15 protein-coding genes and 1 pseudogene are annotated in these 26,685 nt (G+C 75.3%); 5 read left to right on the forward strand and 11 right to left on the reverse strand.

The window, feature by feature from the left end:
• Positions 1–212: 212 nt before the first annotated feature.
• Positions 213–2,615 (reverse strand): endopeptidase La, encoded by a 2,403-nt coding sequence (gene lon, locus AF335_RS24885; protein ID WP_102920652.1) that lies wholly within the window; start codon positions 2,613–2,615, stop codon positions 213–215.
• A 115-nt stretch (positions 2,616–2,730) separates the two neighbouring features.
• On the reverse strand, positions 2,731–3,702 hold the full coding sequence (locus AF335_RS24890) for a GlxA family transcriptional regulator (protein ID WP_411158109.1): 972 nt from the start codon (positions 3,700–3,702) through the stop codon (positions 2,731–2,733).
• A gap of 138 nt (positions 3,703–3,840) precedes the next feature.
• On the opposite strand from AF335_RS24890, the gene AF335_RS24895 reads away from it, so the two are divergent.
• On the forward strand, positions 3,841–4,707 hold the full coding sequence (locus tag AF335_RS24895; RefSeq protein WP_102920654.1) for an NAD(P)-dependent oxidoreductase: 867 nt from the start codon (positions 3,841–3,843) through the stop codon (positions 4,705–4,707).
• A gap of 401 nt (positions 4,708–5,108) precedes the next feature.
• Here the strand turns inward: AF335_RS24895 and AF335_RS36470 are convergent, their stop codons facing one another.
• On the reverse strand, positions 5,109–6,623 hold the full coding sequence (locus AF335_RS36470; RefSeq protein ID WP_184742864.1) for a rhomboid-like protein: 1,515 nt from the start codon (positions 6,621–6,623) through the stop codon (positions 5,109–5,111).
• A gap of 231 nt (positions 6,624–6,854) precedes the next feature.
• On the opposite strand from AF335_RS36470, the gene AF335_RS24910 reads away from it, so the two are divergent.
• The 4 genes and pseudogenes from AF335_RS24910 (at position 6,855) to AF335_RS24925 (ending at position 13,657) form a co-directional block, all read left to right on the forward strand.
• Positions 6,855–7,580 (forward strand): spermidine synthase family protein, encoded by a 726-nt coding sequence (locus AF335_RS24910; protein ID WP_228773111.1) that lies wholly within the window; start codon positions 6,855–6,857, stop codon positions 7,578–7,580.
• 90 nt (positions 7,581–7,670) lie between these two features.
• Complete coding sequence (locus AF335_RS24915; RefSeq protein WP_087926288.1) at positions 7,671–8,408, forward strand: response regulator transcription factor; 738 nt, start codon at positions 7,671–7,673, stop codon at positions 8,406–8,408.
• Positions 8,409–8,508: 100 nt separating this feature from the next.
• The gene (locus AF335_RS24920) at positions 8,509–9,579 is read left to right on the forward strand and encodes a HAMP domain-containing sensor histidine kinase (RefSeq protein WP_102920655.1); all 1,071 of its coding nucleotides are present in this window, start codon (positions 8,509–8,511) and stop codon (positions 9,577–9,579) included.
• 251 nt (positions 9,580–9,830) lie between these two features.
• Positions 9,831–13,657, forward strand: a pseudogene (locus AF335_RS24925) (multifunctional oxoglutarate decarboxylase/oxoglutarate dehydrogenase thiamine pyrophosphate-binding subunit/dihydrolipoyllysine-residue succinyltransferase subunit).
• An 87-nt stretch (positions 13,658–13,744) separates the two neighbouring features.
• Here AF335_RS24925 and fxsT read toward each other — a convergent pair.
• The 8 genes from fxsT to AF335_RS24960 all read right to left on the reverse strand — a co-directional run bounded on the left by fxsT (position 13,745) and on the right by AF335_RS24960 (position 26,678).
• Complete coding sequence (gene fxsT / locus AF335_RS24930; RefSeq protein WP_102920656.1) at positions 13,745–16,750, reverse strand: FxSxx-COOH system tetratricopeptide repeat protein; 3,006 nt, start codon at positions 16,748–16,750, stop codon at positions 13,745–13,747.
• A gap of 98 nt (positions 16,751–16,848) precedes the next feature.
• Positions 16,849–17,397, reverse strand: a complete 549-nt coding sequence (locus tag AF335_RS35935; RefSeq protein ID WP_244927157.1) for an aKG-HExxH-type peptide beta-hydroxylase — start codon at positions 17,395–17,397, stop codon at positions 16,849–16,851.
• Entirely contained in the window at positions 17,292–18,146 is an 855-nt protein-coding gene (locus AF335_RS35940) for a hypothetical protein (RefSeq protein WP_244927148.1), read from the reverse strand. Before AF335_RS35940 ends, AF335_RS35935 begins: the two co-directional genes overlap by 106 nt.
• 691 nt (positions 18,147–18,837) lie before the next feature.
• Positions 18,838–19,056 (reverse strand): hypothetical protein, encoded by a 219-nt coding sequence (locus AF335_RS24940; protein ID WP_102920658.1) that lies wholly within the window; start codon positions 19,054–19,056, stop codon positions 18,838–18,840.
• A gap of 101 nt (positions 19,057–19,157) precedes the next feature.
• Positions 19,158–22,088, reverse strand: coding sequence for a hypothetical protein (locus AF335_RS24945; protein WP_146045616.1), 2,931 nt, complete (start codon positions 22,086–22,088; stop codon positions 19,158–19,160).
• An 11-nt stretch (positions 22,089–22,099) separates the two neighbouring features.
• Positions 22,100–23,392, reverse strand: a complete 1,293-nt coding sequence (locus AF335_RS24950; RefSeq protein WP_102920660.1) for an SAV_2336 N-terminal domain-related protein — start codon at positions 23,390–23,392, stop codon at positions 22,100–22,102.
• A gap of 6 nt (positions 23,393–23,398) precedes the next feature.
• On the reverse strand, positions 23,399–24,412 hold the full coding sequence (locus AF335_RS24955) for an AAA family ATPase (RefSeq protein ID WP_102920661.1): 1,014 nt from the start codon (positions 24,410–24,412) through the stop codon (positions 23,399–23,401).
• Between the two features lie 142 nt (positions 24,413–24,554).
• Positions 24,555–26,678: a VMAP-C domain-containing protein gene (locus tag AF335_RS24960; RefSeq protein WP_146045617.1), complete on the reverse strand. Its 2,124-nt coding sequence runs from the start codon at positions 26,676–26,678 to the stop codon at positions 24,555–24,557.
• Between the last annotated feature and the right edge of the window lie 7 nt (positions 26,679–26,685).

The raw sequence follows: 26,685 nt of genomic DNA on the forward strand, positions 1-26,685 counted from the left end.
ATGCCGGGCGGGCGGGCAGGGAACCCCCCTCCCCGCCCGCCCCGTTCCCCTTATCGCACGCCGATCGCCCCCCCCCGCAGACGATCACTGCGGGGGGCGCCAGTGCCCATAAGGGTGCACAAGAGGCGCACAGCGCGCACGCACCTCAGGGGAGCGCCCCCGCACCCGTGACCGGGCCGGGAGCGCTCCGTTCCACCGCCGTGTCCGGGCCGTCACGCCGCCACGGCCACCCCCGGCCGCGTCTCCGCCGGCTGGAGGGCCAGTTCCAGGACCTGGCGGACGTCCGAGACCGGGTGGACGTCGAGCTTCTCCAGCACCTCCGCCGGGACATCGTCGAGGTCGGACTCGTTGCGCTTGGGGATGACGACCGTGGTGATCCCGGCCCGGTGGGCGGCCAGCAGCTTCTGCTTGACACCGCCGACGGGCAGGACCCGGCCGGTCAGCGAGACCTCGCCCGTCATCGCCACGTCCGGCCGGACCCGGCGGCCCGACAGCAGGGACGCCAGCGCCGTCGTCATCGTGACGCCCGCGCTCGGACCGTCCTTCGGGACCGCGCCCGCCGGTACGTGCAGGTGGACGCCGCGGTCCTTGAAGTCACCCACCGGCAACTCCAGTTCCGCGCCGTGGGAGCGGAGGAAGGACAGGGCGATCCGCGCCGACTCCTTCATCACGTCGCCCAGCTGGCCCGTCAGGGTCAGGCCCGCGCCGCCCGTCTCCGGGTCGGCCAGGGACGCCTCGACGAACAGCACGTCGCCGCCCGCGCCCGTCACGGCGAGGCCCGTCGCCACGCCCGGCACCGACGTACGGCGCTCGGCCGGGTCCTGTGCCGACTCGGGGGTGTGGTGCGGCCGCCCGATCAGCTCGCGCAGCTGCTCCGCGCCCACCGTGAACGGCAGTTCCCGCTCACCCAGTTCGTGCTTGGCCGCGATCTTCCGCAGCAGCCGGGCCAGCGCGCGCTCCAGGGTGCGCACGCCCGCCTCCCGGGTGTACTCGCCGGCGAGCTTGCGCAGGGCCTCGTCCTCCAGGACCACCTCGCCGCTCTCCAGCCCCGCGCGCTCCAGCTGCCTCGGCAGCAGGTGGTCGCGGGCGATGACGACCTTCTCGTCCTCGGTGTAGCCGTCCAGGCGGACCAGCTCCATACGGTCCAGCAGGGCCTCCGGGATGGACTCCAGGACGTTCGCCGTCGCCAGGAAGACCACGTCGGACAGGTCGAGTTCGACCTCCAGGTAGTGGTCCCGGAAGGTGTGGTTCTGGGCCGGGTCCAGGACCTCCAGGAGGGCCGCCGCGGGGTCGCCGCGGAAGTCGGAGCCGACCTTGTCGATCTCGTCGAGCAGCACGACCGGGTTCATCGAACCGGCCTCCTTCACCGCCCGGACGATCCGGCCGGGCAGCGCCCCCACGTACGTACGGCGGTGACCGCGGATCTCGGCCTCGTCCCGTACGCCGCCCAGCGCGACCCGTACGAACTCGCGCCCCATCGCCCGGGCCACGGACTCGCCCAGCGAGGTCTTGCCCACGCCGGGCGGCCCGACCAGGGCGAGCACCGCGCCGCCGCGCCGGCCGCCGATGACGCCGAGGCCCCGGTCGGCACGGCGCTTGCGGACCGCGAGGTACTCGGTGATGCGCTCCTTGACGTCCGTAAGGCCCGCGTGGTCCTCGTCGAGGACGGCCTTGGCGCCGGGGATGTCGTACGCGTCCTCGGTGCGCTTGTTCCAGGGGAGCTCCAGGACGGTGTCGAGCCAGGTGCGGATCCAGCCGCCCTCGGGGCTCTGGTCGGAGGCGCGCTCCAGCTTGCCGACCTCCTTGAGGGCCGCCTCCCGGACCTTTTCCGGCAGGTCGGCGGCCTCGACGCGGGCCCGGTAGTCGTCGGACTCGCCGTCCGGGTCGCCGTTGAGCTCGGCGAGCTCCTTACGGACGGCCTCCAGCTGGCGGCGGAGCAGGAACTCGCGCTGCTGCTTGTCGACGCCCTCCTGGACGTCCTTGGCGATGGACTCGGCGACGTCCTGCTCGGTCAGGTGCTCGCCGAGCCGGCGGACGGCGAGCCTCAGCCGCGCCACGGGGTCGGCGGTCTCCAGCAGCTCGACGCGCTGGGCGAGGCTGAGGAACGGGGAGTAGCCGGAGTTGTCGGCGAGCAGGCCGACGTCGTCGATCTGCTGGACGCGGTCCACGACCTGCCAGGCGCCGCGCTTGCGCAGCCAGCTGGTGGCGAGGGCCTTGTACTCCTTCACCAGGTCGGCGACCGCGCCGGGCAGCGGGTCCGGGACGCTCTCCTCGATCCGGGCGCCCTCGACCCACAGGGCCGCGCCCGGCCCGGTCGTCCCGGCCCCGATGCGGACCCGGGCGAGCCCCCGGATGAGCGCGCCGGGGTCGCCGTCGGAGAGCCGGCCGACCTGCTCGACGCGGCCGAGCGTGCCGGTGCCCACGTAGGCGCCCTCGATCCGGGGAACAAGCAGCACCCGCGGCTTGTCGTCACCGGTGGCGGCGGCCTGGGCGGCCTCCACCGCGGCCCGCACCTCGGCGTCGGAGAGGTCCAGCGGGACGACCATGCCGGGCAGCACGACCTCGTCGTCGAGGGGCAGCACGGGCAGGGTGAGCGGTGTGGACATGGAAGCCATGATCTCCCCTTCGGCAGGCAAGTTGAGCTACATGGACTCAATGCTTCTGCCTCTACGGGTGTTCCCCGGGCGTGTTCGCTCTGAGCGATCAGGGCTGTTGTGGGCCTCGTGGCTCCTACGCCGCGTTCGGGAAGGCCCGCCGGTAGTCCGTGGGCGACACCCCCAGGTGCTGCGCGAAGTGCCGCCGCAGGTTCGCGCCCGTGCCCAGGCCGCTCCGCTCCCCGATCCGTTCGATCGAGAGGTCCGTCGCCTCCAGCAGCGCCTGCGCCCGGGCCAGCCGCTGGTTGAGGAGCCACTTCAGCGGGGTCGTGCCCGTCGCGGCGTGCAGGCGGCGGAAGAAGGTGCGGGGGCTCAGGCCGGCGCGGCGGGCCAGGTCGTCGACGGTCAGGGGCCGGTCGAGGTGCTCGGTGGCCCACTGGAGCACGGGGGCGAGGCCGTCGTCCCCGGCGGCCGGGACGGACAGGTCGACGTACTGGGCCTGGCCGCCGGGCCGGTGCGCGGGGACGACCAGGCGGCGGGCCAGCTGGTTGGCGACGTGCGCGCCCAGGTCGTGCCGGACCAGGTGCAGACACAGGTCCAGCCCGGCCGTGACCCCGGCGCTGGTGAGGACGTCGCCGTCGTCCACGTAGAGCACGGAGTCGTCGACCCGCACGCCCGGGTACCGCTGGGCCAGCTCCTCGGTGTGCATCCAGTGGCAGGTGGCCCGGCGGCCGTCGAGGACGCCCGCCTCGGCGAGCGCGAAGGCCCCGGCGCACAGGGACACCATCCGGGCGCCCCCGGCGGCGGCCTCCCGCAGGACGGAGATCAGCTCCGGGGGCAGCTCCCGGCCGCCCTCGACGCACGCCTCCGGGACCGAGGGGACGATCACGGTGTCGGCGCCGAGCAGCCCCTCGGGCCCGTAGGGGGTGCGCAGCCCGAAGCCGTGGGCCGACGCGGCCCGGCCCCGGTCCGCGCCCACCGCGCACAGCCGCAGGTCGTACCAGGGGTCCGCCAGGTCCCGGTGCGGGATGCCGAAGACCGTTGTGACGACCCCCAGCTCGTACAGGTCCCAGAAGGGGACGTCGTCGTCGATCACGGCCACTGCCACGGTTCCGGCGCTCATGCCGTCAGACTATTGGCAGGAATGGTTCGGCAGTAGTCAGTCCTGCCACTGTCGGCCCTCTTCCGGCCACGCGAAGCTGGCTCTCGATCGAACCGCTTCCGCACCGCAGGGGGAGAAACACCGATGAGTGTCACCGTTCTCGGACTGGGCCGCATGGGCACCGCGCTGGCCGGCGCGTTCCTGGCCGCGGGCCACCCGACCACCGTCTGGAACCGCTCGGCGGGCAAGGACGACGACCTGGTCGCGCGCGGCGCCGAGCGGGCCGCCGGCGCCGCCGAGGCCGTCGCCGCGAGCCCGCTGGTCGTCGTCTGCCTCTCGACCTACGACGTGGTCCGGGAGGTCCTGGCCGACAGCGCCGAGGTGCTGCGCGGCCGCACCCTCGTCAACCTCACCTCCGGCTCGCCCGAGCAGGCCCGCGAGACCGCCGCCTGGGCCGCCGGACACGGCGTCGGCTACCTCGACGGCGCCATCATGTCGACCCCGCCGGGCATCGGCAGCTCGGCGATCATGCTGCTCTACAGCGGCTCGCCGGCCGCCTTCGCGGCGCACGAGGACACCCTCCGGAGCCTGGGCGACGCCGTCCACCTCGGCGACGACGCGGGCACCGCGTCCCTCTACGACACCGCGCTGCTCGGGATGATGTGGGCGACGCTCGGCGGCTGGCTCCAGGGCGTGGCGCTGACCGGCGCGGACGGGGTCGCGGCGACGGCGTTCACGCGGGTCGCGATCCGCTGGACGGCGGCCGTCAACGGCTTCATGAGCACCTACGCGCCCCAGGTCGACGCCGGGGAGTACCCGGGCGACGACGCCACCCTCGACGTGCACCTCGGGGCCGTCGAGCACCTCGTCCACGCCAGCGCGGCGCGCGGCCTGGACATCGAGGTGCCGGGGCTGTTCAAGGCGTTCATCGAGCGGGGGATCGCGGCCGGGCACGGCGGCGACAGCTACGCGCGGCTGATCGACGTGGTCCGGAACGGGGGCCGGGCGTGAGCGTCACCTATCCGGATGTCGTCCGTACCGGCCCGGACGGCGCCGCTACGGATGTCGTTCCTACAGGCGCCGCTCCCACGGACGTCGTTCCTACGGGCGTCGTTCCCACGGACGCCGCCCACCCGGCCGGCACCCGCCCCGGCGCGCGTACGGGCGCCCCCGTTCCCACCGCCGCCGGCTGGGCCGCGCTGCTCACGGAGGCCGCCGAGCACTGCACCGACGTCCTCGCCGAGGCGCCGCGCGCGGAGGACTGGACCCGGCCCGCCCACGGGCTCGACTGGTCCTGCCACGCCACCCTGGACCACCTGGCGCTCGGTCTCATCGGCTACGCGGGGCTGCTCACCGCCCGGCCCACCGACCGCTACATCGCGCTCTTCGCCTCGCTCGACCCCGAGGCGCCGCTACCGGCCCGGCTGGAGGGCATCCGCATCGCCGCGGCGCTGCTGGCGGCCACCGTCCGGGGCGCGGACCCCGGGGACCGCGCCTGGCACCCCTGGGGGCACTCCGACGCGGCGGGCTTCGCCGCCATGGGGCTGGTCGAGATCCTGGTGCACACCGACGACCTCGCGCGCGGCCTCGGCCTCGCCCGGCGGCTGCCCGACGAGCTGTGCGCGCCCGCCCTCGCCCGGCTGTTCCCCGACGCCCCGGCCGGGCACTCCCCCGCCGGGACCCTGCTGTGGGCCACCGGCCGGGGCACGCTGCCCGGGCACGGCCGGCGTCTGGAGTGGGCCTGGGACGGCACCGTGCGCTGACCCGCCGCCCGCCCCCGCGGGCCCTCGCCCGTCGCGGAGGAACGGGCGGCAGGCCGCGCCGGTGAGCAGGGCTATCGGGTGACCCCAGCTGGCGAGGGGGTCGGCGAACTCGACGAGGTCCTGGGCGCACATCAGGGCGGCCAGGCCGAAGACCGTCCAGCCCGCCGGGCGGGGCAGCAGCACGGCGAGCGCGCCCGTGGCGGCCATCACGCCGAAGCTGATGCCGTAGTCGAGGCGGTGCAGCGACGCCTCCGGCAGCCGGCCCGCGGCCACCGCGCCCGCCACCGGGAGCTCGGTGGCGAGGGTCGCCAGCACATGGCCGAGGAGGAAGACCCCGGCCGTGCGGGCGGCGCCGACCCGGCGTTCCAGGGCGCTGACGACGAGGGCGAAGAGGATCCCGTACGCGGAGTACAGCCCGCCCGCGACCCACAGGGCGCTCGCGACGAGGACGACGATCGGCTGGTCGGCGAGGTGCGCGGCGTCGGTGCTGGAGTCGCGCAGCAGCTGGTTGACGGTCGCCTCGTCGCCGAGGTGGCCGTAGAGCGCGGTGGCGAGGAGGACCAGACCGTAGACGAAGCTGAAGGGGGTGCCGGTGGGCGTGGGGAGCACCCGCCACGGCCGCGGCCACCGTCCCGTACGCCGGGGCGTCCACCACGAACGGGGCACTCCAGCGGGCTCCGGGGCACCGGCCGCGGGGGCGTCGTCGAAGGCGTCAGCGGCACCGGGGGCGGAGGAGCCGTCGCGCGGCGGAACCCGGCCGGACGCCGGTAGGTCATCGCGCGCGGGTCCGTCCTCGGCCGCGGCGCCGCGCTCCCGGGCACCGGCCGGACCGGCCGGGCCGCCTGTCGTACGGGAGTCGGCGGAGCACGGAGAACCGTCGAAGGCATCACGGGCGGGAGAGCCGTCGCACGGGGAAACCCGGCCGGACGCCGGTACGCCATCGCGCACGGATCCGTCCTCGGCCGCGGCGCCGCGCTCCCGGGCGCCGGCCGGACCGGCCGGGCCACCTGTCGTACGGGAGTCGGCGGGGCACGGAGAACCGTCGAAGGCGTCACGGGTGGGAGAGCCGTCGCACGGGGAGACCCGGCCGGACGCCGGTACGTCATCGCGCACGGGTCCGTCCTCGGCCGCGGCACCGTCGGGCCGCGCGTCGGCGGGGTCCACCACACTCACCTCGGCCAGACCCCTCTCGCACGGCGTCCCGCGGGGCGGGCCCGGTCACTTGCGGGCGCCTCGCGCCGCACCGTGAAACACGGGTGCGCCGCCCGCACCCGCCACATTAAAGTCCACGGGGGCCCGCCGGTTCACCTTCCGCCGGTGAATCCTGTCACGCCTCTCAACCCCGGCTCCGCCCCTTGCGTCCGTCGAGCGATCCGATCCCCCGGAGGCCCGCCCATGACCAGCCAGGACGTCCGGTACCCCCCTCACACCCCTTACATCCCCCGCGATCCCGGGCCCCCGGTGACCCTGGACCGCCGCGACGGGCCGTACGGCGAGGTGGCGCTGCGCCGTCGGGGTGACATCCACGAGATCATCGCCAACGGCTGCTTCCTGATGGACACCTCCGACGGCCGCTCCGAGCGGCTGCTGGTCGACGCCGCGCTCGCCGCCCTGCCGCCCGGCCGGGAGCGCCCGTCGGTGCTGATCGGCGGGCTCGGGGTGGGGTTCTCGCTGGCGCGGGCGGCGGCCGAGCCGCGCTGGGGCCGGATCACGGTCGTGGAGCGGGAGCCCGCCGTCGTCGACTGGCACCGGACCGGCCCGCTGGGCGCGGTCTCGGCGGCCGCGCTGGCCGACCCCCGCACCGGGATCGTCCTCGCCGACCTGGTCGCGCACGTACGGACGGGCCCCGCCGCCGCGTACGACGCGCTCTGCCTGGACATCGACAACGGACCGGGCTGGACCGTCACCGAGGACAACGGCGGCCTCTACTCCCCGGCCGGGCTCACGGCGTGCCGGGAGCGGCTGACGCCCGGCGGGGTGCTGGCCGTGTGGTCCGCGCAGCCGTCGGAGGAGTTCGAGGAAGCCCTCCGGAATGCCGGGTTCGAAGGGGTAAGAACCGAAGAGATCACCGTTGCCCGGGGCGTCCCGGACGTCGTCCACCTCGCGCTCCGCGCCGCGTAGCCGTCCCCCGCCACCTGCCCGTACTCTGCTTGCCACAGTGGCAAAGGACTGGCCGGGAAGCAGAGCGGGAAGACGCTAGGGGCGGGGCGCATGGAGCAGACACACATCAGCCCGAGCGGGGCCGCGGGCTCCGCGGGGGCCCAGCGCCGGGTCCTGGTCGTCGAGGACGACCGGACGATCGTCGACGCCATCGCGGCCCGCCTGCGGGCCGAGGGGTTCCAGGTGCGGACCGCCGGTGACGGACCCGCGGCGGTGGACACCGCCGAGGCGTGGCAGCCGGACCTGCTGGTCCTGGACGTGATGCTGCCGGGCTTCGACGGCCTGGAGGTCTGCCGGCGCGTACAGGCCCAGAGACCGGTGCCCGTGCTGATGCTCACGGCCCGGGACGACGAGACGGACATGCTCGTGGGCCTGGGCGTGGGCGCCGACGACTATATGACCAAGCCGTTCTCCATGCGGGAGCTGGCCGCGCGGGTGCACGTGCTGCTGCGGCGGGTGGAGCGGGCGGCGCTGGCCGCGCACACCCCGCGCAGCGGCATCCTGCGGCTGGGCGAGCTGGAGATCGACCACGCGCAGCGGCGGGTGCGGGTGCGCGGCGAGGACGTGCACCTGACGCCGACCGAGTTCGACCTGCTGGTCTGTCTGGCGAACACACCGCGGGCCGTGCTCTCCCGCGAGCAGCTGCTCGCGGAGGTGTGGGACTGGGCCGACGCCTCCGGCACCCGCACCGTGGACAGCCACATCAAGGCGCTCCGGCGGAAGATCGGCGCGGAGCGGATCCGTACGGTCCACGGCGTCGGCTACGCGCTGGAGACCCCGGCGGCATGACCGGCCGCGGGGGCGACGGACGGGGCGGGCCGGGCCCTGCCCCGGCCGGACCGGCGAGGGCGGCGCGCGGGCCGGCGACCGGCCGGCGGCCCCGGCGGGGCTGGGCGGCCGGGTCTGGGAGGCGCTGCGCCCGCTGGATCCCTACCGGTCGGTGAAGGCGGCGCTGGGCGCGCTGGTCATCGGCTCCGTGGTGATAACGACCTTCCTGGTGTTCGTGGCGATCCAGTCGGCCACCGAGCTCCGGGTGATCACGGTCTTCTCGATCATCGCCTCGCTGCTGATAACCCAGTTCGTGGCGCACGGCCTGACCGCGCCCCTGGACGAGATGACCGAGGTCACCCGGGCGATGGCGCAGGGTGACTACACCCGCCGGGTGGGGGCCGGGCGGCGGGACGAGTTCGGCGACCTGGCCAATGCCTTCAACCGGATGGCGGCCGACCTGGAGGCGGTGGACACCCATCGCAAGGAGCTGGTCGCCAACGTCTCGCACGAGCTGCGCACCCCGATCGCGGGGCTGCGGGCGGTGCTGGAGAACGTGGTGGACGGCGTCTCGGCGGCCGATCCGGAGACGATGCGCACGGCGCTGCGGCAGACCGAGCGCCTGGGGCGGCTGGTGGAGCAGCTCCTGGACCTGTCCCGGCTGGACAACGGGGTGGTGCCGCTGCACGCGCGGCGCTTCGAGGTGTGGCCCTATCTGGCGGGGGTGCTCAAGGAGACGAGCATGGCCAACGGCTCGGGCTCCTCCCCCACCGCCCGTAAGGACGTCCATCTGCACCTGGACGTGTCGCCGCCGGAGCTGACCGCGCACGCGGACGCCGAGCGGCTGCACCAGGTCGTGGCGAACCTCGTGGACAACGCCGTCAAGCACAGCCCTCCGCACGGGCGGGTGACGGTCCGGGCCCGCCGGGGCGAGGGGGCCCAGTCGCTGGCGCTGGAGGTGCTGGACGAGGGTCCGGGCATCCCGGAGGCGGAGCGGCACCGGGTCTTCGAGCGGTTCAACCGGGGCGGCTCGGGCCAGCAGGGGCCGGGCACGGACGGGGGTACGGGACTGGGTCTGGCGATCGCCCGCTGGGCGGTGGATCTGCACGGCGGCAGCATCGGAGTGGCCGAATCCCCTCAGGGCTGTCGCATACAGGTCACTCTTCCGGGAAGGCCGCGTGATCAAAGTTGACGTAGGGTCGATGGCGGAAGCACACATTCGAGGGAGTGTGGGGCCCGCTCAGGCGAACCCTGATGACCTCGGACGATGCCCGGACCAAGCGGAACCCGGTGTGTTTCCCGCCAAGTCATGCCTCGAAACCCGTCCGGGAATGTGACTTGCGCGACTGCTGGCCCGGGTGGCCTGCATCAACCGGCCGGACAGGCGTAGCCTTTATTTCCGCTGTCCATCACCTTGTGAAGCGGAAGAGGGCGGTTGCCGCCGTGTCGCCACAGTCCCCCAACACCTCGAGCATCTCGACCGGCCGAGACGGGCAGGGCAAGAGCCCTGCCGATGTCTTCGGCTCCAATGAGTGGCTCGTCGACGAGATCTACCAGCAGTACCTCCAGGACCCGAACTCGGTCGACCGAGCCTGGTGGGACTTCTTCGCCGACTACAAGCCCGGCCAGGCCGCGGCCGCGCCGCCGACGGCGCTGACGGGGGCCACGCCCCCCAGCCCGCCCGGCCCGTCGCCGCACCCGCCGCGGCGCAGGCGGCTCCGGCCGCCGCTGCCCAGACTCCGGCCGCCCCGCGCAGCCGGCTCCGGCCGCCCGGCCCAGGCGGCTCCGGCCGCCAAGGCCCGGCCGCCCCCGCGCAGGCTCCCGCCAAGCCGGCCGCGGCCGCGCCGGCGAAGCCCGCCGCCAAGGCTCCGGAGAAGGCCGCCCCGGCCACCGAGGCGCCCGCGGGTCCCGAGTACGTGACGCTGCGCGGCCCCTCGGCCGCCGTCGCCAAGAACATGAACGCCTCCCTGGAGCTGCCGACGGCCACGTCCGTCCGCGCCGTCCCGGTGAAGCTGTTGTTCGACCAGCGCATCGTGATCAACAATCACCTCAAGCGCGCCCGCGGTGGCAAGGTCTCCTTCACGCACCTCATCGGCTACGCCATGGTGCAGGCGCTGAAGCTCATGCCGTCCATGAACCACTCCTTCACGGAGAAGGACGGCAAGCCGACCCTCGTCAAGCCCGAGCACGTCAACCTCGGCCTGGCGATCGACCTGGTCAAGCCCAACGGTGACCGCCAGCTCGTGGTCGCGGCCATCAAGAAGGCCGAGACGCTCAACTTCTTCGAGTTCTGGCAGGCGTACGAGGACATCGTCCGCCGCGCCCGCGTCGGCAAGCTGACGATGGACGACTTCACCGGGGTCACCGCCTCGCTGACCAACCCCGGCGGCATCGGCACCGTGCACTCCGTGCCGCGCCTGATGCCCGGCCAGGGTCTGATCCTCGGCGTCGGCGCGATGGACTACCCGGCCGAGTTCCAGGGCACCTCGCAGGACGCCCTGAACCGCATGGGCATCTCCAAGGTCATGACCCTGACCTCGACGTACGACCACCGGGTGATCCAGGGCGCCGCCTCCGGCGAGTTCCTGCGGATCATGGCCCAGCTGCTGCTCGGCGAGAACGACTTCTACGACGAGATCTTCAAGGCCCTGCGGATCCCGTACGAGCCGGTCCGCTGGCTGCGCGACATCGACGTCTCCCACGACGACGACGTCACCAAGGCCGCCCGGGTCTTCGAGCTGATCCACTCCTACCGGGTCCGCGGCCACGTCATGGCCGACACCGACCCGCTGGAGTACCGCCAGCGCAAGCACCCCGACCTGGACATCACCGAGCACGGCCTCACCCTGTGGGACCTGGAGCGCGAGTTCGCGGTCGGCGGCTTCGCCGGCAAGGCGATGATGAAGCTGCGCGACATCCTGGGCGTACTGCGCGACTCGTACTGCCGCACCACCGGCATCGAGTTCATGCACATCCAGGACCCGAAGCAGCGCAAGTGGATCCAGGACCGGGTCGAGCGCGGCCACTCCAAGCCGGAGCGCGAGGAGCAGCTGCGCATCCTGCGCCGGCTGAACGCGGCCGAGGCGTTCGAGACCTTCCTGCAGACGAAGTACGTCGGCCAGAAGCGCTTCTCGCTGGAGGGCGGCGAGTCCGTCATCCCGCTGCTCGACGCGGTGCTGGACGCGGCCGCCGAGTCGCGCCTGGACGAGGTCGTCATCGGCATGGCCCACCGTGGCCGCCTCAACGTCCTCGCCAACATCGTCGGCAAGTCCTACGCGCAGATCTTCCGCGAGTTCGAGGGCAACCTCGACCCGAAGTCGATGCACGGCTCCGGCGACGTGAAGTACCACCTGGGCGCCGAGGGCACCTTCACGGGCCTGGACGGCGAGCAGATCAAGGTCTCGCTGGCCGCCAACCCGTCGCACCTGGAGACCGTCGACCCGGTCGTCGAGGGCATCGCCCGCGCCAAGCAGGACATCATCGGCAAGGCCGGCACGGACTTCACGGTCCTCCCCGTCCAGCTGCACGGCGACGCGGCCTTCGCGGGCCAGGGCGTGGTCGCGGAGACGCTGAACATGTCGCAGCTGCGCGGCTACCGCACCGGCGGCACCGTGCACATCGTCATCAACAACCAGGTCGGCTTCACCGCGCCGCCGGAGTCCTCGCGCTCGTCGATGTACTGCACCGACGTCGCCCGGATGATCGAGGCGCCGATCTTCCATGTGAACGGTGACGACCCGGAGGCCGTGGTCCGCGTCGCGCGGCTCGCCTTCGAGTTCCGCCAGGCGTTCAACAAGGACGTCGTCATCGACCTGATCTGCTACCGCCGCCGCGGCCACAACGAGTCCGACAACCCGGGCTTCACCCAGCCGCTGATGTACGACCTGATCGACAAGAAGCGCTCGGTGCGCAAGCTGTACACCGAGTCCCTCATCGGTCGTGGCGACATCACGCTGGAAGAGGCCGAGCAGGCGCTGCAGGACTACCAGGGCCAGCTGGAGAAGGTCTTCATCGAGGTCCGGCAGGCCGACACGACCCCGGCCCCGCTGGAGGTCCCGGTCCCGCAGACCGGCTTCCCGGTCCAGGTGAACACCGCGATCTCCCAGGAGGTCGTCAAGCGGATCGCCGAGTCGCAGGTCACCCTGCCCGAGGGCGTCACGGTGCACCCGCGTCTGCTGCCGCAGCTGCAGCGCCGCGCGGCCAGCGTCGAGGACGGCACGATCGACTGGGGCATGGGCGAGACCCTGGCCTTCGGTTCGCTGCTGATGGAGGGCACCCCGGTCCGGCTCGCCGGCCAGGACTCCCGCCGCGGCACCTTCGGCCAGCGGCACGCGGTGCTCGTCGACCGGGAGACCGGCGACGACTACACCCCGCTGCTGTACCTCTCCGACGACCAGGCGCGCTACAACGTCTACGACTCGCTCCTCAGCGAGTACGCGGCGATGGGCTTCGAGTACGGGTACTCCCTGGCCCGCCCGGACGCGCTGGTGCTGTGGGAGGCCCAGTTCGGTGACTTCGTCAACGGCGCCCAGTCGATCATCGACGAGTTCATCTCCTCCTCCGAGCAGAAGTGGAACCAGACCTCTGGTGTCACCCTGCTGCTGCCGCACGGCTACGAGGGCCAGGGCCCGGACCACTCCTCGGCCCGTGTCGAGCGCTTCCTCCAGCTCTGCGCGCAGGACAACATGACGGTCGCCATGCCGACGTCGCCGTCGAACTACTTCCACCTGCTGCGCTGGCAGGTCCACAACCCGCACCACAAGCCGCTGATCGTCTTCACCCCGAAGTCGATGCTGCGTCTGAAGGCCGCGGCGTCGAAGGCGGAGGAGTTCACCACCGGTTCGTTCCGTCCGGTGATCGGTGACGACACCGTCGCCACGGCGGACGTCCGCAAGGTCGTCTTCTGCTCGGGCAAGGTCTACTACGACCTGATCGCCGAGCGCGAGAAGCGCGGCGCGAACGACACGGCCATCGTCCGCATCGAGCGTCTGTACCCGCTGCCGGGTGCCGAGCTCCAGGCGGAGATCGCCAAGTACGCCGGCGCGGAGAAGTACATCTGGGCCCAGGAGGAGCCGGCGAACCAGGGTGCCTGGCCGTTCATCGCGCTCAACCTGATCGACCACCTGGACCTGGCCGTCGGTGCCGACATCCCGGCCCGGGAGCGACTGCGCCGGATCTCCCGGCCGCACTCCTCCTCCCCGGCGGTCGGCTCGGCCAAGCGCCACCAGGCGGAGCAGCAGGCGCTGGTCGCCGAGGTCTTCGACGCCTGACCTCGTCCGAGGTGACCAAGGGGTCGGCCCCCGTCGCGGAAGCGATGGGGGCCGACCCCTTTTCCCGTTCTTTCCCCGTTCGCGGCCTCAGCCCAGGTAGGGCTCGAAGTCCCAGTACGGCCTGGCCCGCTGGCGGGCGGACAGGGCGTGCGGGTGCTGGGCGCCCAGGGTGCGGGTGAGCCGCTGGAGGGCGTCCTGCTCGACCTTGGTGGCCTCCTCGTGCTCGCGCACGGCCCGCAGGTCCATGGCGAGGGCGACCTCGCAGGACAGGGTGAGCGGGTGGTCCTCGCCCAGGGCGTGGCGCGAGCGGCGCAGGGTGTCGCGGCTGAGCTCCAGGGCGCCGTCGAGCCGGCCGGTGAAGTTGCGGCCCGCGGCGGCGTTGAGGGCGCAGCCCAGCACCCAGGGGTGGTCGGGGCCGAGGGTGGCGGCGAGCCCGGCGTAGGCGGCCTCGAACATGGTGAGCGCCTCGGCGCGCTCACCGGCGGCCTGGAGGACCAGGCCGGTGTTGGTGAGCATCCCGGTGGTGATGGGGTGGGCGGGGCCGAGCAGGGCCCGGAACCCGGCTTCGCCCTCGGCGATCAGCTCCCGGGCCTGGCCGAGGTCGCCGTGCTCGCGGGCGTGGTTGCCGTGGTCGACGACGAGGCCGATGGTGGCGTAGTGGCCCCGGCCGTGCACCTGCTCCATCTGTTCGAGCAGCAGGGCCATGGCGGCGCCCACGTCCTGGAAGCCGCCGGCCCGCCGCTCGCACAGCAGGAGGTTGTGGCGGGCGCGCAGGGTCTGCGGGTGGTGCGGGCCCAGGACCTGGAGGTGGAGCCGCATGCCGAGCTCCTGGCGGGCCAGGGCGTCCCGGTAGCGGCCCATCATCCGCAGGTCGCGGGCGCAGGCGATGCCGGAGACGAGGGTGGCGGCGTGCCGGGCGCGGAGCAGGGACTCGCGCCTGCGGAGGTTCTCCAGGTCGGTCTCGTAGGCGTCGGCGTAGCGGCCGAGGAGTCTGAGGCCGACGCCGAGGTTGTGCGCGGCGTTGAGGGTGAAGTAGTCGTCGGGGCCGAGGAGTTCGTCGGCGGTCTCCAGGACCTGGCGCTGCATCTGGAGGGCCTCGCCGTACTGGCCGAGGTAGCGCTGGTCGGCGGCGAGGCAGCTGGTGGCCGTCATCAGGGCGGTGGGGTCGGCGGCCGGGACCGCCTCGCGCAGCCGCGCCAGGATGTCCCGGTCGAGCTCGAAGGCGGGGCGGAAGACGCCGTACGAGCGCATGATGTTGCCCTGCTGGGCGGTGAGGTCGAGCATCCGCCGGTGGTCGGGCGGGAAGAGCTCGGACCAGCGGGCCCGGACCTGCTCGGCGAGCTCCATGCCGGTGCGGAACTCGCCGCTGCGGTGGCAGTAGCGCAGGCAGTTGAGGACGGTCTCCTGGACGCGGCGGTCATGGCTGCCGAGGGCGCCGGAGGGCTCCAGGTGGGGCAGGAGTTCGGCGTAGCGGGGCCAGAGCCGGGAGTCCTGGGGGTTGCCGGGGTCGGCGGCGGCCAGCATCCGGCGGACGACGCGGCGGTGCGCGCGGTACTCGTCGGGCGAGGTGAGGCGGCCGACGATGTCGTGGACGAGCCGGTGCATATGCACGGACTCCTGCTCGGGGCCGGGCTCGCCGGGGACGGTGCCCCGGGTGTCGCGGGTGAGCACGGAGTAGTTGACGAGGGAGTCCAGGGCGCGGGTCCAGCCGGGCAGGTCGCCGGCGAGCCAGGTGAGGTTCTCGGGCAGCTGGTCGGGCGGGAGGTGGCGGACCAGGCCGATGGGGATGCGGCCGGGCGCGAAGGCGGTGCACAGGGTGAGGAGTTCCACGGCGTGCGGCTGGGTCTCGCGGAGCCTGTTGATCAGTATCGACCAGGAGGTGAGGGAGGAGCGCGGGACGCCGTCGAAGTCGCCCTGGTCGGCGAGGCCGGAGAATTCGCCGTCGCGGACCATGCGCAGATAGTCGGCGACGTCCATGTCGGACTCGCCCAGCCAGGCGGCGGCCTGGACGAGGGCGAGCGGGATGTCGCCGAGCTCGGCGGCGACCTCGGCGGCCTCGGCGGCGGTGATGCGGGGCGCGCGGCGCATCAGATAGCCGGTGGACTCGTGCCGCTGGAAGCCGGGGACCTCCAGCGGGACGGCCCCGGTGGTGGTCCAGCTGCGGTTGCGGGAGGTGATCAGGACATGGCCGGGGCCCTCGGGAAGCAGATCGGTGTCGATCTCGTCCCAGCCGTCGAAGATCAGCAGCCAGCGGCCGTACGGCTCGCCGCGGCGCAGCGCGTCATGGACGGCGCGGATCCGCTCGCCGGGCTCGGAGCCGCTGACGAGGCCCAGCTCGGGGGCGAGTTCGCCGAGGCGCTCGCGCTGGGTGCCGCGCATGTCGGAGTTGACCCACCAGATGACGTCGTAGTCGGAGCTGAAGCGGTGGGCGTACTCGGTGGCGAGCTGGGTCTTGCCGATGCCGGACATGCCGAGGAGGGTGCAGACGGCGGTGCCCTGCTCGGCGTCCATCAGGTGTTCCTGGAGGCGGTTGAGGAGGTCGTCGCGGCCGGTGAAACGGGCGTTGCGGCGGGGCACTTCGCCCCAGACGGCCGGCGGGTCGTTGGGGTAGCGGGTGCCGGGGCCGTCGGGGAGGGTGCGGCGGGCGGCGCCGGTGGGCAGGGAGAGGCGGCCGAGCAGGCGGCGCTCGGCCTCCTGGGAGCCGATGCCCCACAGGTCGACGGGTTCCAGGACGGCGGTGGCGGGCAGCAGGGAGCGGTTGGTGAGGTTCACGGCGGCGAAGCGGTCGGCGTTCTCGGCGACGACGCCGCGCAGGGCCTCGCTCCACTCGCCCTCGCGGCGGGGGCCGAGCTCGAAGAACCAGTCGCTCAGGACGAGCAGCAGCCGGCCGGAGGCGAGCAGCAGATCGCCGAGGGCGGTCTCCAGGGGGACCTCGCGGCGGGGGTCCCAGCGGTGCAGGGTGACCCGGTGGCCGTGGCTCTCCAGGCGGTGGGCGATCCAGGTGGCCCAGGGCCGGTGGAACCCGGCGAAGACGACGACGAAATGTTCGCTCCGATGACCCGGACGCGTCTGCGCACCGGTCCGTTCGCTCATGCGCACGTCTCCCTCGTTGCTCGGCGCCCGCGGCGGTGGGGTGCGGCACGGCGGTCAAGATTACCGTAAGTCACCGCCCGATGACGATGTGTCGGGCATTACGCGTCCCCCGGCGCCGCCTCCAGGCTCGCCAGGTGGACCCGCATGCCTTCCGTGAACTCCTGCCCGGTGGTGGTGAGTTCACTGGATTCAAGCAGGAGGGGCAGGGTCGCCGCGACCTGTCGGCGGTACGAATCGCCCCGGATCCGCGCCTCGCCGCGGGCGGCGGGCGGCAGGGCCGTCCCGGCGGCGGCCCGGGTCCAGAAGTCGGCGAGGGCGAGGTGGGCGTAGGCGCCCTGGAGGACGCCCGCGAGGGGGCGCAGGTCCGAGCGCCACGGCACCCGGTAGGCGGCGGCCGGGGCGGGGCGGTGCAGCGGCAGCAGGTCGTGCAGGACGGACAGCTTGCTGTGCTGCGTCTCGTGGACGAGGACGGCGGCGAGGTCGGCGGCGGTGTCCGGGAGCGTGGTGAGGACGGCGCCGGGGGCCGCCCGGAAGGTGGCGCTCACCTTGGGCCGGTGGCCGTGGGGGCCGGTGCGGGCGAGGGGTACCAGGCAGCGGACGAGCGCCGCCGCCTCGGCGGCCCGGCCGGGGTCGGTGGCGCGGAGCAGGGCGAGGGCGCCCCGCCAGCGGCGGGCCCAGGGCTGGTGGCGGGTCTCGGCCCGCGGGGCCGGGGGCAGGGCGGCGCGGCCGACGCCTTCGGGCGGGCGCGGTAGGGGTCGAGGTCGTCGAGGCGCACGGCGGCGCCGGCCGTTCCGGGCAGCCGGCGCAGGCCGCGCCAGCCGGGGCCGGCGCCGGTGACCCTGCCCCCGGCGAGCAGCAGGACGGGCCCGGCACGGTGGCCGCCCGCGGTCAGGCGCGCGGTGCGGGCGCCCGCGGTGAGCCGGGCGGTGGGGGCCCGTACGGCGAGGGTGCCGATGCCGGGGAGGGTGATCCGGCCGTCGTGGGCGGGCAGGGTGACGCCGAATCCGCCGCCTGCCCGGAGGGCGGCCGCGGCGGCGACGGCGCCGAGCCGCCCGAGGCCGCGGGCGAGCGCGGGACCGTCCTCGGCGGCGAGGGTACGGGCCAGCCAGTTGCCGACGGCGGGGTAGTCGAGGGTGTCGCGGACGGCGTCCGGGTGCCGGGCCTCGGTGCGCTCCAGGAGCCGCCAGTGCCGCTCGAAGAGGGCCCGGGCCGGGGCGGGGATCGCGCCGGGGTCCCGGTCGAGGCGGGTGAGCAGGGACTTGAGCAGGACGAGCCGGCGGCTGTGCAGCCCGCGCAGGAGCAGGGCGAGGTCCTCGGGCTCGGCACGGGTGCGCGCCAGCCGGGCGAGGGCGGCGGCCGGCACGGCGGTGGTCTCACGGGCGGGGTGAACGGTCATCGGGGCGTCCCGGCGGCACCGCACACGGCCGTTCCGGCCACCAGCCGCCGAACGGCGGACCCGGCAGGGCCCTGATCCGCTCCGGCCGGAAGAGCCTCCACCACCGACCGCCGACCCACACCCGGCCGTGCCACGCCCGGCGCCACGGCGCCACACACAGCCGTTCCGGCCACCAGCCACCGGACGGCGGACCCGGCAGGGCCCTGATCCGCTCCGGCCGGAAGAGCCTCCACCACCGGCCACCGACCCACACCCGGCCGTGCCACGCCCGGCGCCACGGCGCCACACACAGCCGTTCCGGCCACCAGCCACCGGACGGCGGACCCGGCAGGGCCCTGATCCGCTCCGGCCGGAAGAGCCTCCACCACCGGCCACCGACCCACACCCGGCCGTGCCACGCCCGGCGCCACGACATCGGCGCCGTCCTCGCGCGGCGGATCGCCCGCGACGTCGCCCGGCCGGTCCTCGTCCTCGTCGGACGGTGGCCACGGGACGGGCGCGTCGACGCGCTCCTCGGCGAGCTGCGGGCCATGGGTGCCGAGGCCCGCTACGAGCGGGCGGACGGCGCCGCACGCGACCGGCTCCGCCGCCGTGTCCCGGGCCACGGGCGCCCGGCGGCCCGCGTCCGTACCCGGCTCCGTGGGCCGTAAGTCGTCCGGATCCGGTCCCGGGGCGGTCGGGTGCGGGGCGGTCACCGGGCGGTGGCGGCGGTCCCGCTCGCGCCGTCCGAGTACCAGGTCTGGCCGTAGTCCGACGGGCGCAGGAGGACGTCGGACACCGCGGCGTCCAGGGCGCCGTCTCCCGTGTGACGCAAGGTCCGCAGGTCGACGCCGGTGAGGTCGGGCAGTCCTGGCGTCCTCGCCGTGCTGTCCGCCGGGTCGGCCGGTGCGGCGTTCCTGTGCTCGGGCACCCTCTTCTCCTCCCTGCCGCCATCCGCCGTGAGCGGCCCCCGCGGCTGCACGGTTCTTCCCGGGGGCCGGGAAGCGGAAACCCGTTCGGGCCGCGTTCCGGTCATGCGCCACCGGCCCGTGGGGCGCTCAGGCGCGCGACGCGCTCCTGTGTGTCCCGCACCTCCGCCCAGGGAACGGCCGCGAGCCGGGCGGTGAGTTCGCGCCACTCCCGGGCGGCCTCCTGATAGGCGGTCAGGGCCGCCCGGGGCCGGCCCATGCGCTCCACGACGTCACCGTAGCGGTGCGCGGCCCGCGCGGCGAGCACGGAACCCGGCAGGTCCCCGGCCGCGCGCCGGGCCTCCGCCAGCGCGGCGGTGAAGGCCGCGGCCGCGTCGTCGAGCGGGGCGGAGGCGGACCGCTCGTGCAGGGTCGTCCGGGCGGCGCCGAGCTCCAGCCACGCCTCGGCCCGGGCCGTGGGGTCGGGGGCGCGCCGGGCGGCCTGTTCGAGGAGGTGGCAGCTCTCGTAGAGGTCGGGCAGGAACCCCTGCCGCGCGAAGCGCAGGACCAGGGCACGGGCCAGCAGCAGCTGGAGCCGGGCCCGTCCGGCCGCCGGCCCGGTGCTGATGGCGAACGCCTCCCGCAGCACGGCCTCGGCCCGCCCGGCGGACGAGGCCGTCCGGTCCCGCCGGGCGCGGCCGAGCAGCGACTCGCCCCACTCGGCGAGCAGCTCGCAACGGGCGGGGCTGTAGGCGCCGGTGAGGTCGGCGGCCGCCGCGTACGCCTCGTCGGCCGCCGCCCAGTCCCGCAGGGCGGTACGGGCGCGGGCCTGCTCGGTGCGGCAGCGCAGCAGCAGCCCGTCGTCACCGGCGGTGGCCTCGGCCCGGTCGAGGGCCCCGAGGACCTCGACCCCGGGCGCCCGGGACAGGCCGAGCGCCCGGGCGAGGTCGAGCAGGGCGGCGCAGCGCTGCCCGGGCGGGGCCCCGGAGGACTCCAGGAGGGCGCAGGCAGTACGGAGCTCGGCGGCGGCACGCGCGCCCGTACGGGTGCCGGGTGCACTGGCGGCCTGGCGGCCGGCCGCTCCTTCGGTACGGGGGGCGTCCCCGGTCCCGGACGAGGTGACGCTGCCGGGGCCGGCCGGGGGGACGGGCTCGCGGTCGGGTGGGGTGGCGCTGCCGAGGTCGGCCGGGGATACGGGCTCACCGCCGGGCGGGGTCACGCTCCCACGGTCGGCCGAGGGGACAGGCTCACCGCCGGTCGGGGTGGCACTACCGAGGTCAGCCGAGGAGACAGACTCGCCACCGGGTGAAGTCACGCCCCCACGGCCAGCCGGGGATACAGGCTCCCGGTCCGACGGGGTGAGCGTCCGGACGTCGGGCCGGGCGGTGCTGTCGGAGCCGGGCGAGTCGTCGGGCTCACCACCGGGTGGGGTGACACTCCCGCGGTCGGCCGAGGGAACGGGCTCATCACCAGGTGAGGCGGCACTCCCACGGACAGCCGGGGATGCAGGCTCCCGGTCCGACGGAGTGAGCGTCCGGGCGTCGGACCGGGCGGTGCTGCCGGAGCCGGGCCAGTCGTCGGGCTCACCACCGGGCGAGGTGGCACTCCCACGGCCAGCCGAGGCGACGGGCTCACGGTCGGGTGGGGTCACGCTCCCGGGGCCGGCCGAGGGAATGGGTTCACCGCCAGGTGAGGCGGCACTCCCACCACCAGCCGAGGAGACAGGCTCACCACCGGGTGAAGTCACGCCCCCACGGCCAGCCGGGGATGCAGGCTCCCGGTCCGACGGAGTGGGCGTCCGGGCGTCGGGCCGGACGGTGCTGTCGGAGCCGGTCGAGTCGTCGGGCCCGGCGGCCGCCCCCGGGTGCGTAGGGGCCCCGGGGAAGGAACCGGCCAGGACTCCCGTGCCGTAGGCGGGCACGGCCTCCTCGCCGGACTCAGCGGACTCGCCGGACTCGCCACCGGAGCCCGGCCCGAAGGGGAAGGCCGTTCCCAGGTCGGCCGAAGGCCCCGTACCGGCACCGGCACCGCCATCGGAGCCGTGCGGCGGCCGGGGCTCGGTGACCGGGTCCGCCCCGGCGTCACGGGCGGACCCGTGCCCCGCCTCGGAACGGGTCCCCGCCCCCGGCCGGGGGGCCGGGCCCGCGTTCGGCTCCGGCGGTGGCGGGACGAGCAGCTCCGCCGTGGTCTCCCGTTCCGCCTGGGCCAGGAGGACCCGGCCCAGGCGGAGGTGGCGGATCGCCGTGCCCGGCGGCAGGGCCGTCAGGACCGCCTCCGCGCGGGCGAGCCGTCCGGCGTCGCCCGTCGCCCGCCACAGGGCCTCGTGGACGGCGGCCAGTTCCAGCGCCGCCTCCGTGTGCGCCGCGCCGCCCGGCGTCGCGTGGCCGGCCGCGGTGGTGAGGAGCACGGCCGCCTCCTCCAGGAGGCCGGTCCCGGCGTCGGGCGCGTGGCGTACCGCCTCGGTGCCGGCCAGGGCGTGGAGGACCCCGCCCAGGACGAGCCGGGCCCGTACGCCCTCGGCCGTCTCCGGGGCCGCGGCCGCCGCCGGCCCGGCGAGCTCGCGGGCCTCGTGCAGCAGCGTGGGGTCGCCCTGGGCGTGCCAGAGCCGCAGCAGCCGGTCGGCCTCGGCGAGGGGGCCGCTCTCGACGGGCACCGGCCGGTACCAGCGCACCACCCGGGCGGGCACCTCGGCGAACAGCTCGGGCTCGGGCGCGGCGGCCCCGGGCGGCTCGGCCGGGTCCGGCGCGGGGCCGCCGTCGGCCCGGCCGGAGAGCTGGGCGACGGCGAGCGCGGAGAAGTTCCGGGCGCCCTTCCCGAAGTGCCGTTCGACGAACTCCGAGCAGTGTTTGAGGACGAGCGCGGCGGCGCCCTGGTCCAGGGAGCGCAGCAGCATCTCGCGCACGCCGTCGGCGAATTCGTACCAGTGCCCGTCGGCGGGGTCGGCGGCCGGGCCCGGCTCCGGTTCGGGCAGCCGCCACAGCAGCCCGCCGAGGAGGACCTCGGCCAGCTCCATGGGCCCGGTGTCCGGCAGCATCGCCCGCTGCACCAGCTGCATCACCGGCAGCGTCAGCGGCACCGCGGCGAGGTGCGTGGCGAGGCGCAGCGCGCCGGGCGAGGCGCTGGCCCGGAAGGCCCGCAGCAGTTCCTCGGCTCCGGCCGGGGCGCCGGCCGGGGCGGCCGGGGGGCCGGGGGGTGGCCGGGCAGCACCCAGCCGGCCGCGCCGCGCACGGTGGTCCGGCCGGGCCCGGCCAGCAGCCGGGCCCAGGAGCCGAGCGCCTCCTGGGTGGGCGGGAGGACGGGGACGGGCAGGGCGCCGGGGGCGGGGTCCGGGCCGTAGCCGTCGGGGTCGAAGCCGAGCCGGCCGCCGGACGCGGGGTCGCGGACGAGGAGGCCGGCGTCGGCGGGCAGCGCGGTGCGCGGCCACAGGCGTGGCGGCAGCGGCTGGACGACGGCGAGCGGCGAGGTCAGCGACCAGTGGTGGAGCAGCTGTTGGGCCCGCCCCTCCTGCCAGAGGGGGCCGACGCAGTCGCTGAGGACGAGGGTGAGGCGGCGGCCGGTGGGGTCGCGGAACTGGTCGGCGGGGCGGGGCCGGCCGGCGCCGGGCGCGGCGGAGGTGCCGACGAGCGGGGTGCCGTCCTCGGCCCGGTGCAGATAGCGCACCCGGACGTCGCGGAAGGCGCCCAACTGGGCGCATGTCTGCCGGAGTTCCTCCAGCATGCGCTCCCAGACGACCATGGACGGGGAGGCGTCCATGAGCAGCTGCATGGCGGCGGCGCGGCGGCCGCCCCGGCGGTAGAGGGGCTGGAGGACGCCGGTGCGGGCGGCCTGGTCGGCGGTGGCGTTCTCGTCGAGGGGGCCGCGGGTGGGTGCGGCGAGCGAGCGGTAGCCGCGCAGGGGGCGCAGGGCGCGCTGGAGGCCGAGCAGGCCGGGCAGGGACGCGGCCGTGGGCACCCGGATGGGGAACGTCTCGGTCTCGCGCGGCTCGGCGGCCTGCCGGGCGCCCTCGGCGTGCAGCGCGACCGGGCCCGTCCGCTCGGCGCGGACCGTACGGGCGGGTGGGCGGTGCGGGCCGCCGCCGGGGGTGGTGGCGGCGGAGTCGTCCACGCCTCCGTGCGGCTCCCCGGGCTCCCGGGGTTCCCCGGCCGGGGCCGCCCCGTGCTCCCCCGGCGCCGCCTCGGCGCCGGGGGTCCCGTCAGGCCCGGCGGCCGGGGACCCGGCGGTCCCGGCCGTGTCCCCGGGCGTGACCCAGCGGGCCAGCCACACCGCGTCGGCGATCTCCTCCGGGGTGAGGTCCCAGGTCGCGGCCCGCAGGCGGGCGACCAGCTGCCCCAGCCCCTCCTCGTCGGGGGGCGCCGTCATAGCCGATCACCTCGGACGGTCCAGTGGTTGCATGAGCATGTCGGCGAGCCGCTCGCGGGTGACCCGCTCGGCGCGCGGGGCGTGCTGGGTGAGGAAGAGGGCGTTGAGGAGCTGGTCGGCGGCGATGACCTCGCCCGGCTCCCGGTCGAGGAAGCGCTGGATGAGTCCGTCGCCCTCGGTCACCGCGGCGTCGCCGAGGTGGGCCCGGACCATGGCGGTCAGCTGCTCCTCGCCCGGCGGTTCGAGGTCGAGCTGGATGCAGCGGCGCAGCAGGGCGGCGGGGAAGTCGCGCTCGCCGTTGGAGGTGAGGACGATCAGCGGGAAGGTCGTGCAGCGCACCCGCCCGCCCTGGATCACCGCCCGGCCGCCGTCGTCGGTGAGCACCTCCACCGCGGGCTCGCGGTCGGCGATGCGCTCCAGTTCCAGGAGGGTGAACTCGCCCTCCTCCAGGGCGTTCAGCAGGTCGTTGGGCAGGTCGAGGTCGCCCTTGTCCAGCTCGTCGACGAGCAGCACCCGGGGGCTGTCGGAGGGCAGCAGGGCGGTGCCGAGCGGGCCGAGCCGGACGTACGAGCCGATGGAGTGCCGCTCGCCGCCGCCCTCGCCCTCGGCACCGGCCCGCTCCAGCTGGACGTCCTGGAGGCGGGCGATGGCGTCGTAGTGGTAGAGGCCGTCGCGGAGGGTGGAGCGGCTGACGATGGGCCAGCGGAGCACCCGGCCGAGGCCCAGCTCGTGGGCGACGGCGTGGGCGAGGGTGGATTTTCCCGTTCCGGGGCTGCCGGTGACCAGCAGCGGGCGGCGGAGGTAGAGCGCCGCGTTGACGGCCTCGACCTCGTCGGGGCGCGGGTGGTGGTTCTCCACGAGCCGGCGCAGCACGCCGAGGCGACGGGCGGCGCTGGGGTCGGTGCCCGCGCCGGCGTCGGGGCCGGTGGCGGCGAAGTCGCGCCAGGGCGGGGGCGGGGGCAGGCGCCGTATCCCGTCGTGCGGCAGACCCGCTCCCCGGTAGATGCGCCAATCGTTCACGCTGGGCTCCTCACCGCTGATGCCGACGCCTCGAACCGTGTCCCGCCGGGGCGCCGCGTGGCGCTCTCCGCACGAAGGTAGCCCGTGGGGGCACGGGCTGCCGAGCCCGACCGGGCTTCCCTGCCGGGAACTTGACGGCCCGTCATGACAGCGGGTCCGGGCGTACGCCGGGGGCGTGGAGGGGCGCCTCGGGCAGGGGCGGGTGGTCGGGTGAGTCGAAGAGCAGGGCAATCGACCGCGCCCAGAGGGCGTCGGGGTCGGGGTCGTCCGGATCGCCGCTGCGGATGCGCAGGCTGCGGATGCGCCGGTGGAGGCCGGCCGCGGTCCGGGCCTCGCCGACGAGCCGGGACGCGCGGTGGTGAAATTCGGCGCAATCCGTATGGCCGGTGGCGCATCTGCGCCAGATGACGACCGCGTGCCCGGCGGCCAGCGCGGCCTCCATCGCCGTGGCCCCGGGCCCGCCGGAGACGGGGCCGCAGTAGACGGGCACGGCGGTGTCCTCCGCGTCCGACAGCCTGCCGTAGGCGCTGCGGCCGCTCTCCCGGCCCGGTCCGTCGTGCCCGCGCAGGGGCGCCTCGCGGCGCAGCGGCACGGCCGTCAGCGGTCCGCGCTGGGCGCCGCCCCAGCGGCGGCGCCACTCGGGGATGGCCGGGACGTCGCGGCGGCGCCGGTCGCGGAGCACGACGACGCGGCGCTCGCCGAGCGGCAGGGTGTCCGGGTCGAGGAGCGGGGTGCCGTCCTCGGCGGTGCAGGGCTGGGCCAGCTGCCAGGAGTCCAGCGGCTCGTCGAACAGCTCGCGCGGCAGGACGACCTCGACGGCGGCCAGGTGCTCGCCCACGTCGCCCTGGCGGACGGCCTCGGCGATGGGCTCCAGCAGCGTCTCGCGCAGCCGGGCGCGGGGGACGCCCCGGTCGTCGCCGCGCAGGGTGACGAGGTCGTCCTCGCGGAGCAGCTTGACGCGCCAGGGGTAACTGTCGCCGTACAGCAGGGGGTCGATCTCCACCAGGACGTCCGCGCGGGCCCGGACGGCGGGGACGTCCGGCACGATCTTGCGGTGGACGGTCTTGCGCAGCTCGACCGTGCCGGGCCGGGGCTCCGGGGCGAGCGGCCCGGACGGCTCGCCGGGGCCGTCCTCGCCGCCGTGCAGGATCTGGTCGATCTCCTCGCGGATGACGGCCTGGAGCGGCTCCTCGCGCCCGGTCAGCCAGCCGCTCAGCTCCTTCAGCGGCTTCTCGTCCTCCGGCCGGCCGGCCAGGCTGACGGCGGCGGCGACCCGCGCCGCGTAGAGCAGGACGGCCTCCAGCTCCAGGTCGCGGCCGGGGCCCTGACCCTCCGTGTCGCGCAGGTCGTAGAGCAGTCCCACGCCCTCGCGCCAGGTGCGCGGGTCGTGCTCGGTGCCCGGCTGGTAGGGGTCCTGGATCACCCGGCGCTTGACCGCGTCGACCAGGGTCATGACCTCGCCGGGGGTGGCCGGCGGGGTGAGCTCGGCGAGCCGGGCGAAGAGGTGGGTGCGCAGGACGGGGGTGAAGGCACCGGCGCCGGGCGGCCGGAGCGCGTGCTGGACGCCCGTCCAGCTGCCGCGGGTGCCGACCGCGCGGTAGCGGCTCAGGTGGTGCAGGTCGTGGGCGCGGACGAGGGCGTGCAACCGCTCCCGGCCGGGCCGGTCGTTGGCCATCCGGCGGAGGGCGGTGACGGGGACGGCGAGGCCCGCCGTGCCCTGGCCGCGGCCCTTGCTCACGCCGATGACGGCGCCGCGGGCCACGTCGACCACGGGCCCGCCCGAGCAGCCCGCCACGGGTATCTCGCCCCGGAGCAGCATCGCGCCGCCGTCGCTGCCGTCGCTCCCGGTGGCCGTGCCGACGCCGAAGCGCAGGCCCGGTTCGCCGGTCTCCCGCGACCAGCCGTGCAGGCTGATCCGGGCCGGGACGACGGCGGAACGGTCGCTCAGCCACAGGCACTCGGCGTCGTCGGCGCCCGCCACCTCCACCAGCGCGAGGTCGGGCAGCTCCCAGCGGCGCGGCGGGTCCGCGGGGTCGGCGGGGAGCGGGAGGACGAGCGCGACGCGGCCGGGCCGGGTGCGCTCCCGCCAGTCGGTGACATCGATGGCCGTATCGCCGCTCAGCACGCCACCACCACCGTTCCCCACCACGTGGGCACAGGTCAGGACCCATCCGGGGGCGACGAAGAAACCACTGCCCCAGAACCGGTCGCCGCTGGGGTCATACCCGCCGCCGGGGGCGGAGATGCGGACGACCGACCGGCGCACGGTCCCT

It is taken from the genome of Streptomyces eurocidicus, from assembly GCF_002891295.1.
GTDB lineage: Bacteria > Actinomycetota > Actinomycetes > Streptomycetales > Streptomycetaceae > Streptomyces > Streptomyces eurocidicus.

What these genes read in the sequence shown, in the direction of transcription:
- lon (WP_102920652.1), bottom strand. Translation starts at nt 2,615, where the DNA reads ATGGCTTCCATGTCCACACCGCTCACCCTGCCCGTGCTGCCCCTCGAC.
- AF335_RS24895 (WP_102920654.1), top strand. Translation starts at nt 3,841, where the DNA reads ATGAGTGTCACCGTTCTCGGACTGGGCCGCATGGGCACCGCGCTGGCC.
- AF335_RS24910 (WP_228773111.1), top strand. Translation starts at nt 6,855, where the DNA reads ATGACCAGCCAGGACGTCCGGTACCCCCCTCACACCCCTTACATCCCC.
- AF335_RS24915 (WP_087926288.1), top strand. Translation starts at nt 7,671, where the DNA reads ATGGAGCAGACACACATCAGCCCGAGCGGGGCCGCGGGCTCCGCGGGG.
- fxsT (WP_102920656.1), bottom strand. Translation starts at nt 16,750, where the DNA reads ATGAGCGAACGGACCGGTGCGCAGACGCGTCCGGGTCATCGGAGCGAA.
- AF335_RS35940 (WP_244927148.1), bottom strand. Translation starts at nt 18,146, where the DNA reads ATGACCGTTCACCCCGCCCGTGAGACCACCGCCGTGCCGGCCGCCGCC.
- AF335_RS24945 (WP_146045616.1), bottom strand. Translation starts at nt 22,088, where the DNA reads ATGCAGCTGGTGCAGCGGGCGATGCTGCCGGACACCGGGCCCATGGAG.
- AF335_RS24950 (WP_102920660.1), bottom strand. Translation starts at nt 23,392, where the DNA reads ATGACGGCGCCCCCCGACGAGGAGGGGCTGGGGCAGCTGGTCGCCCGC.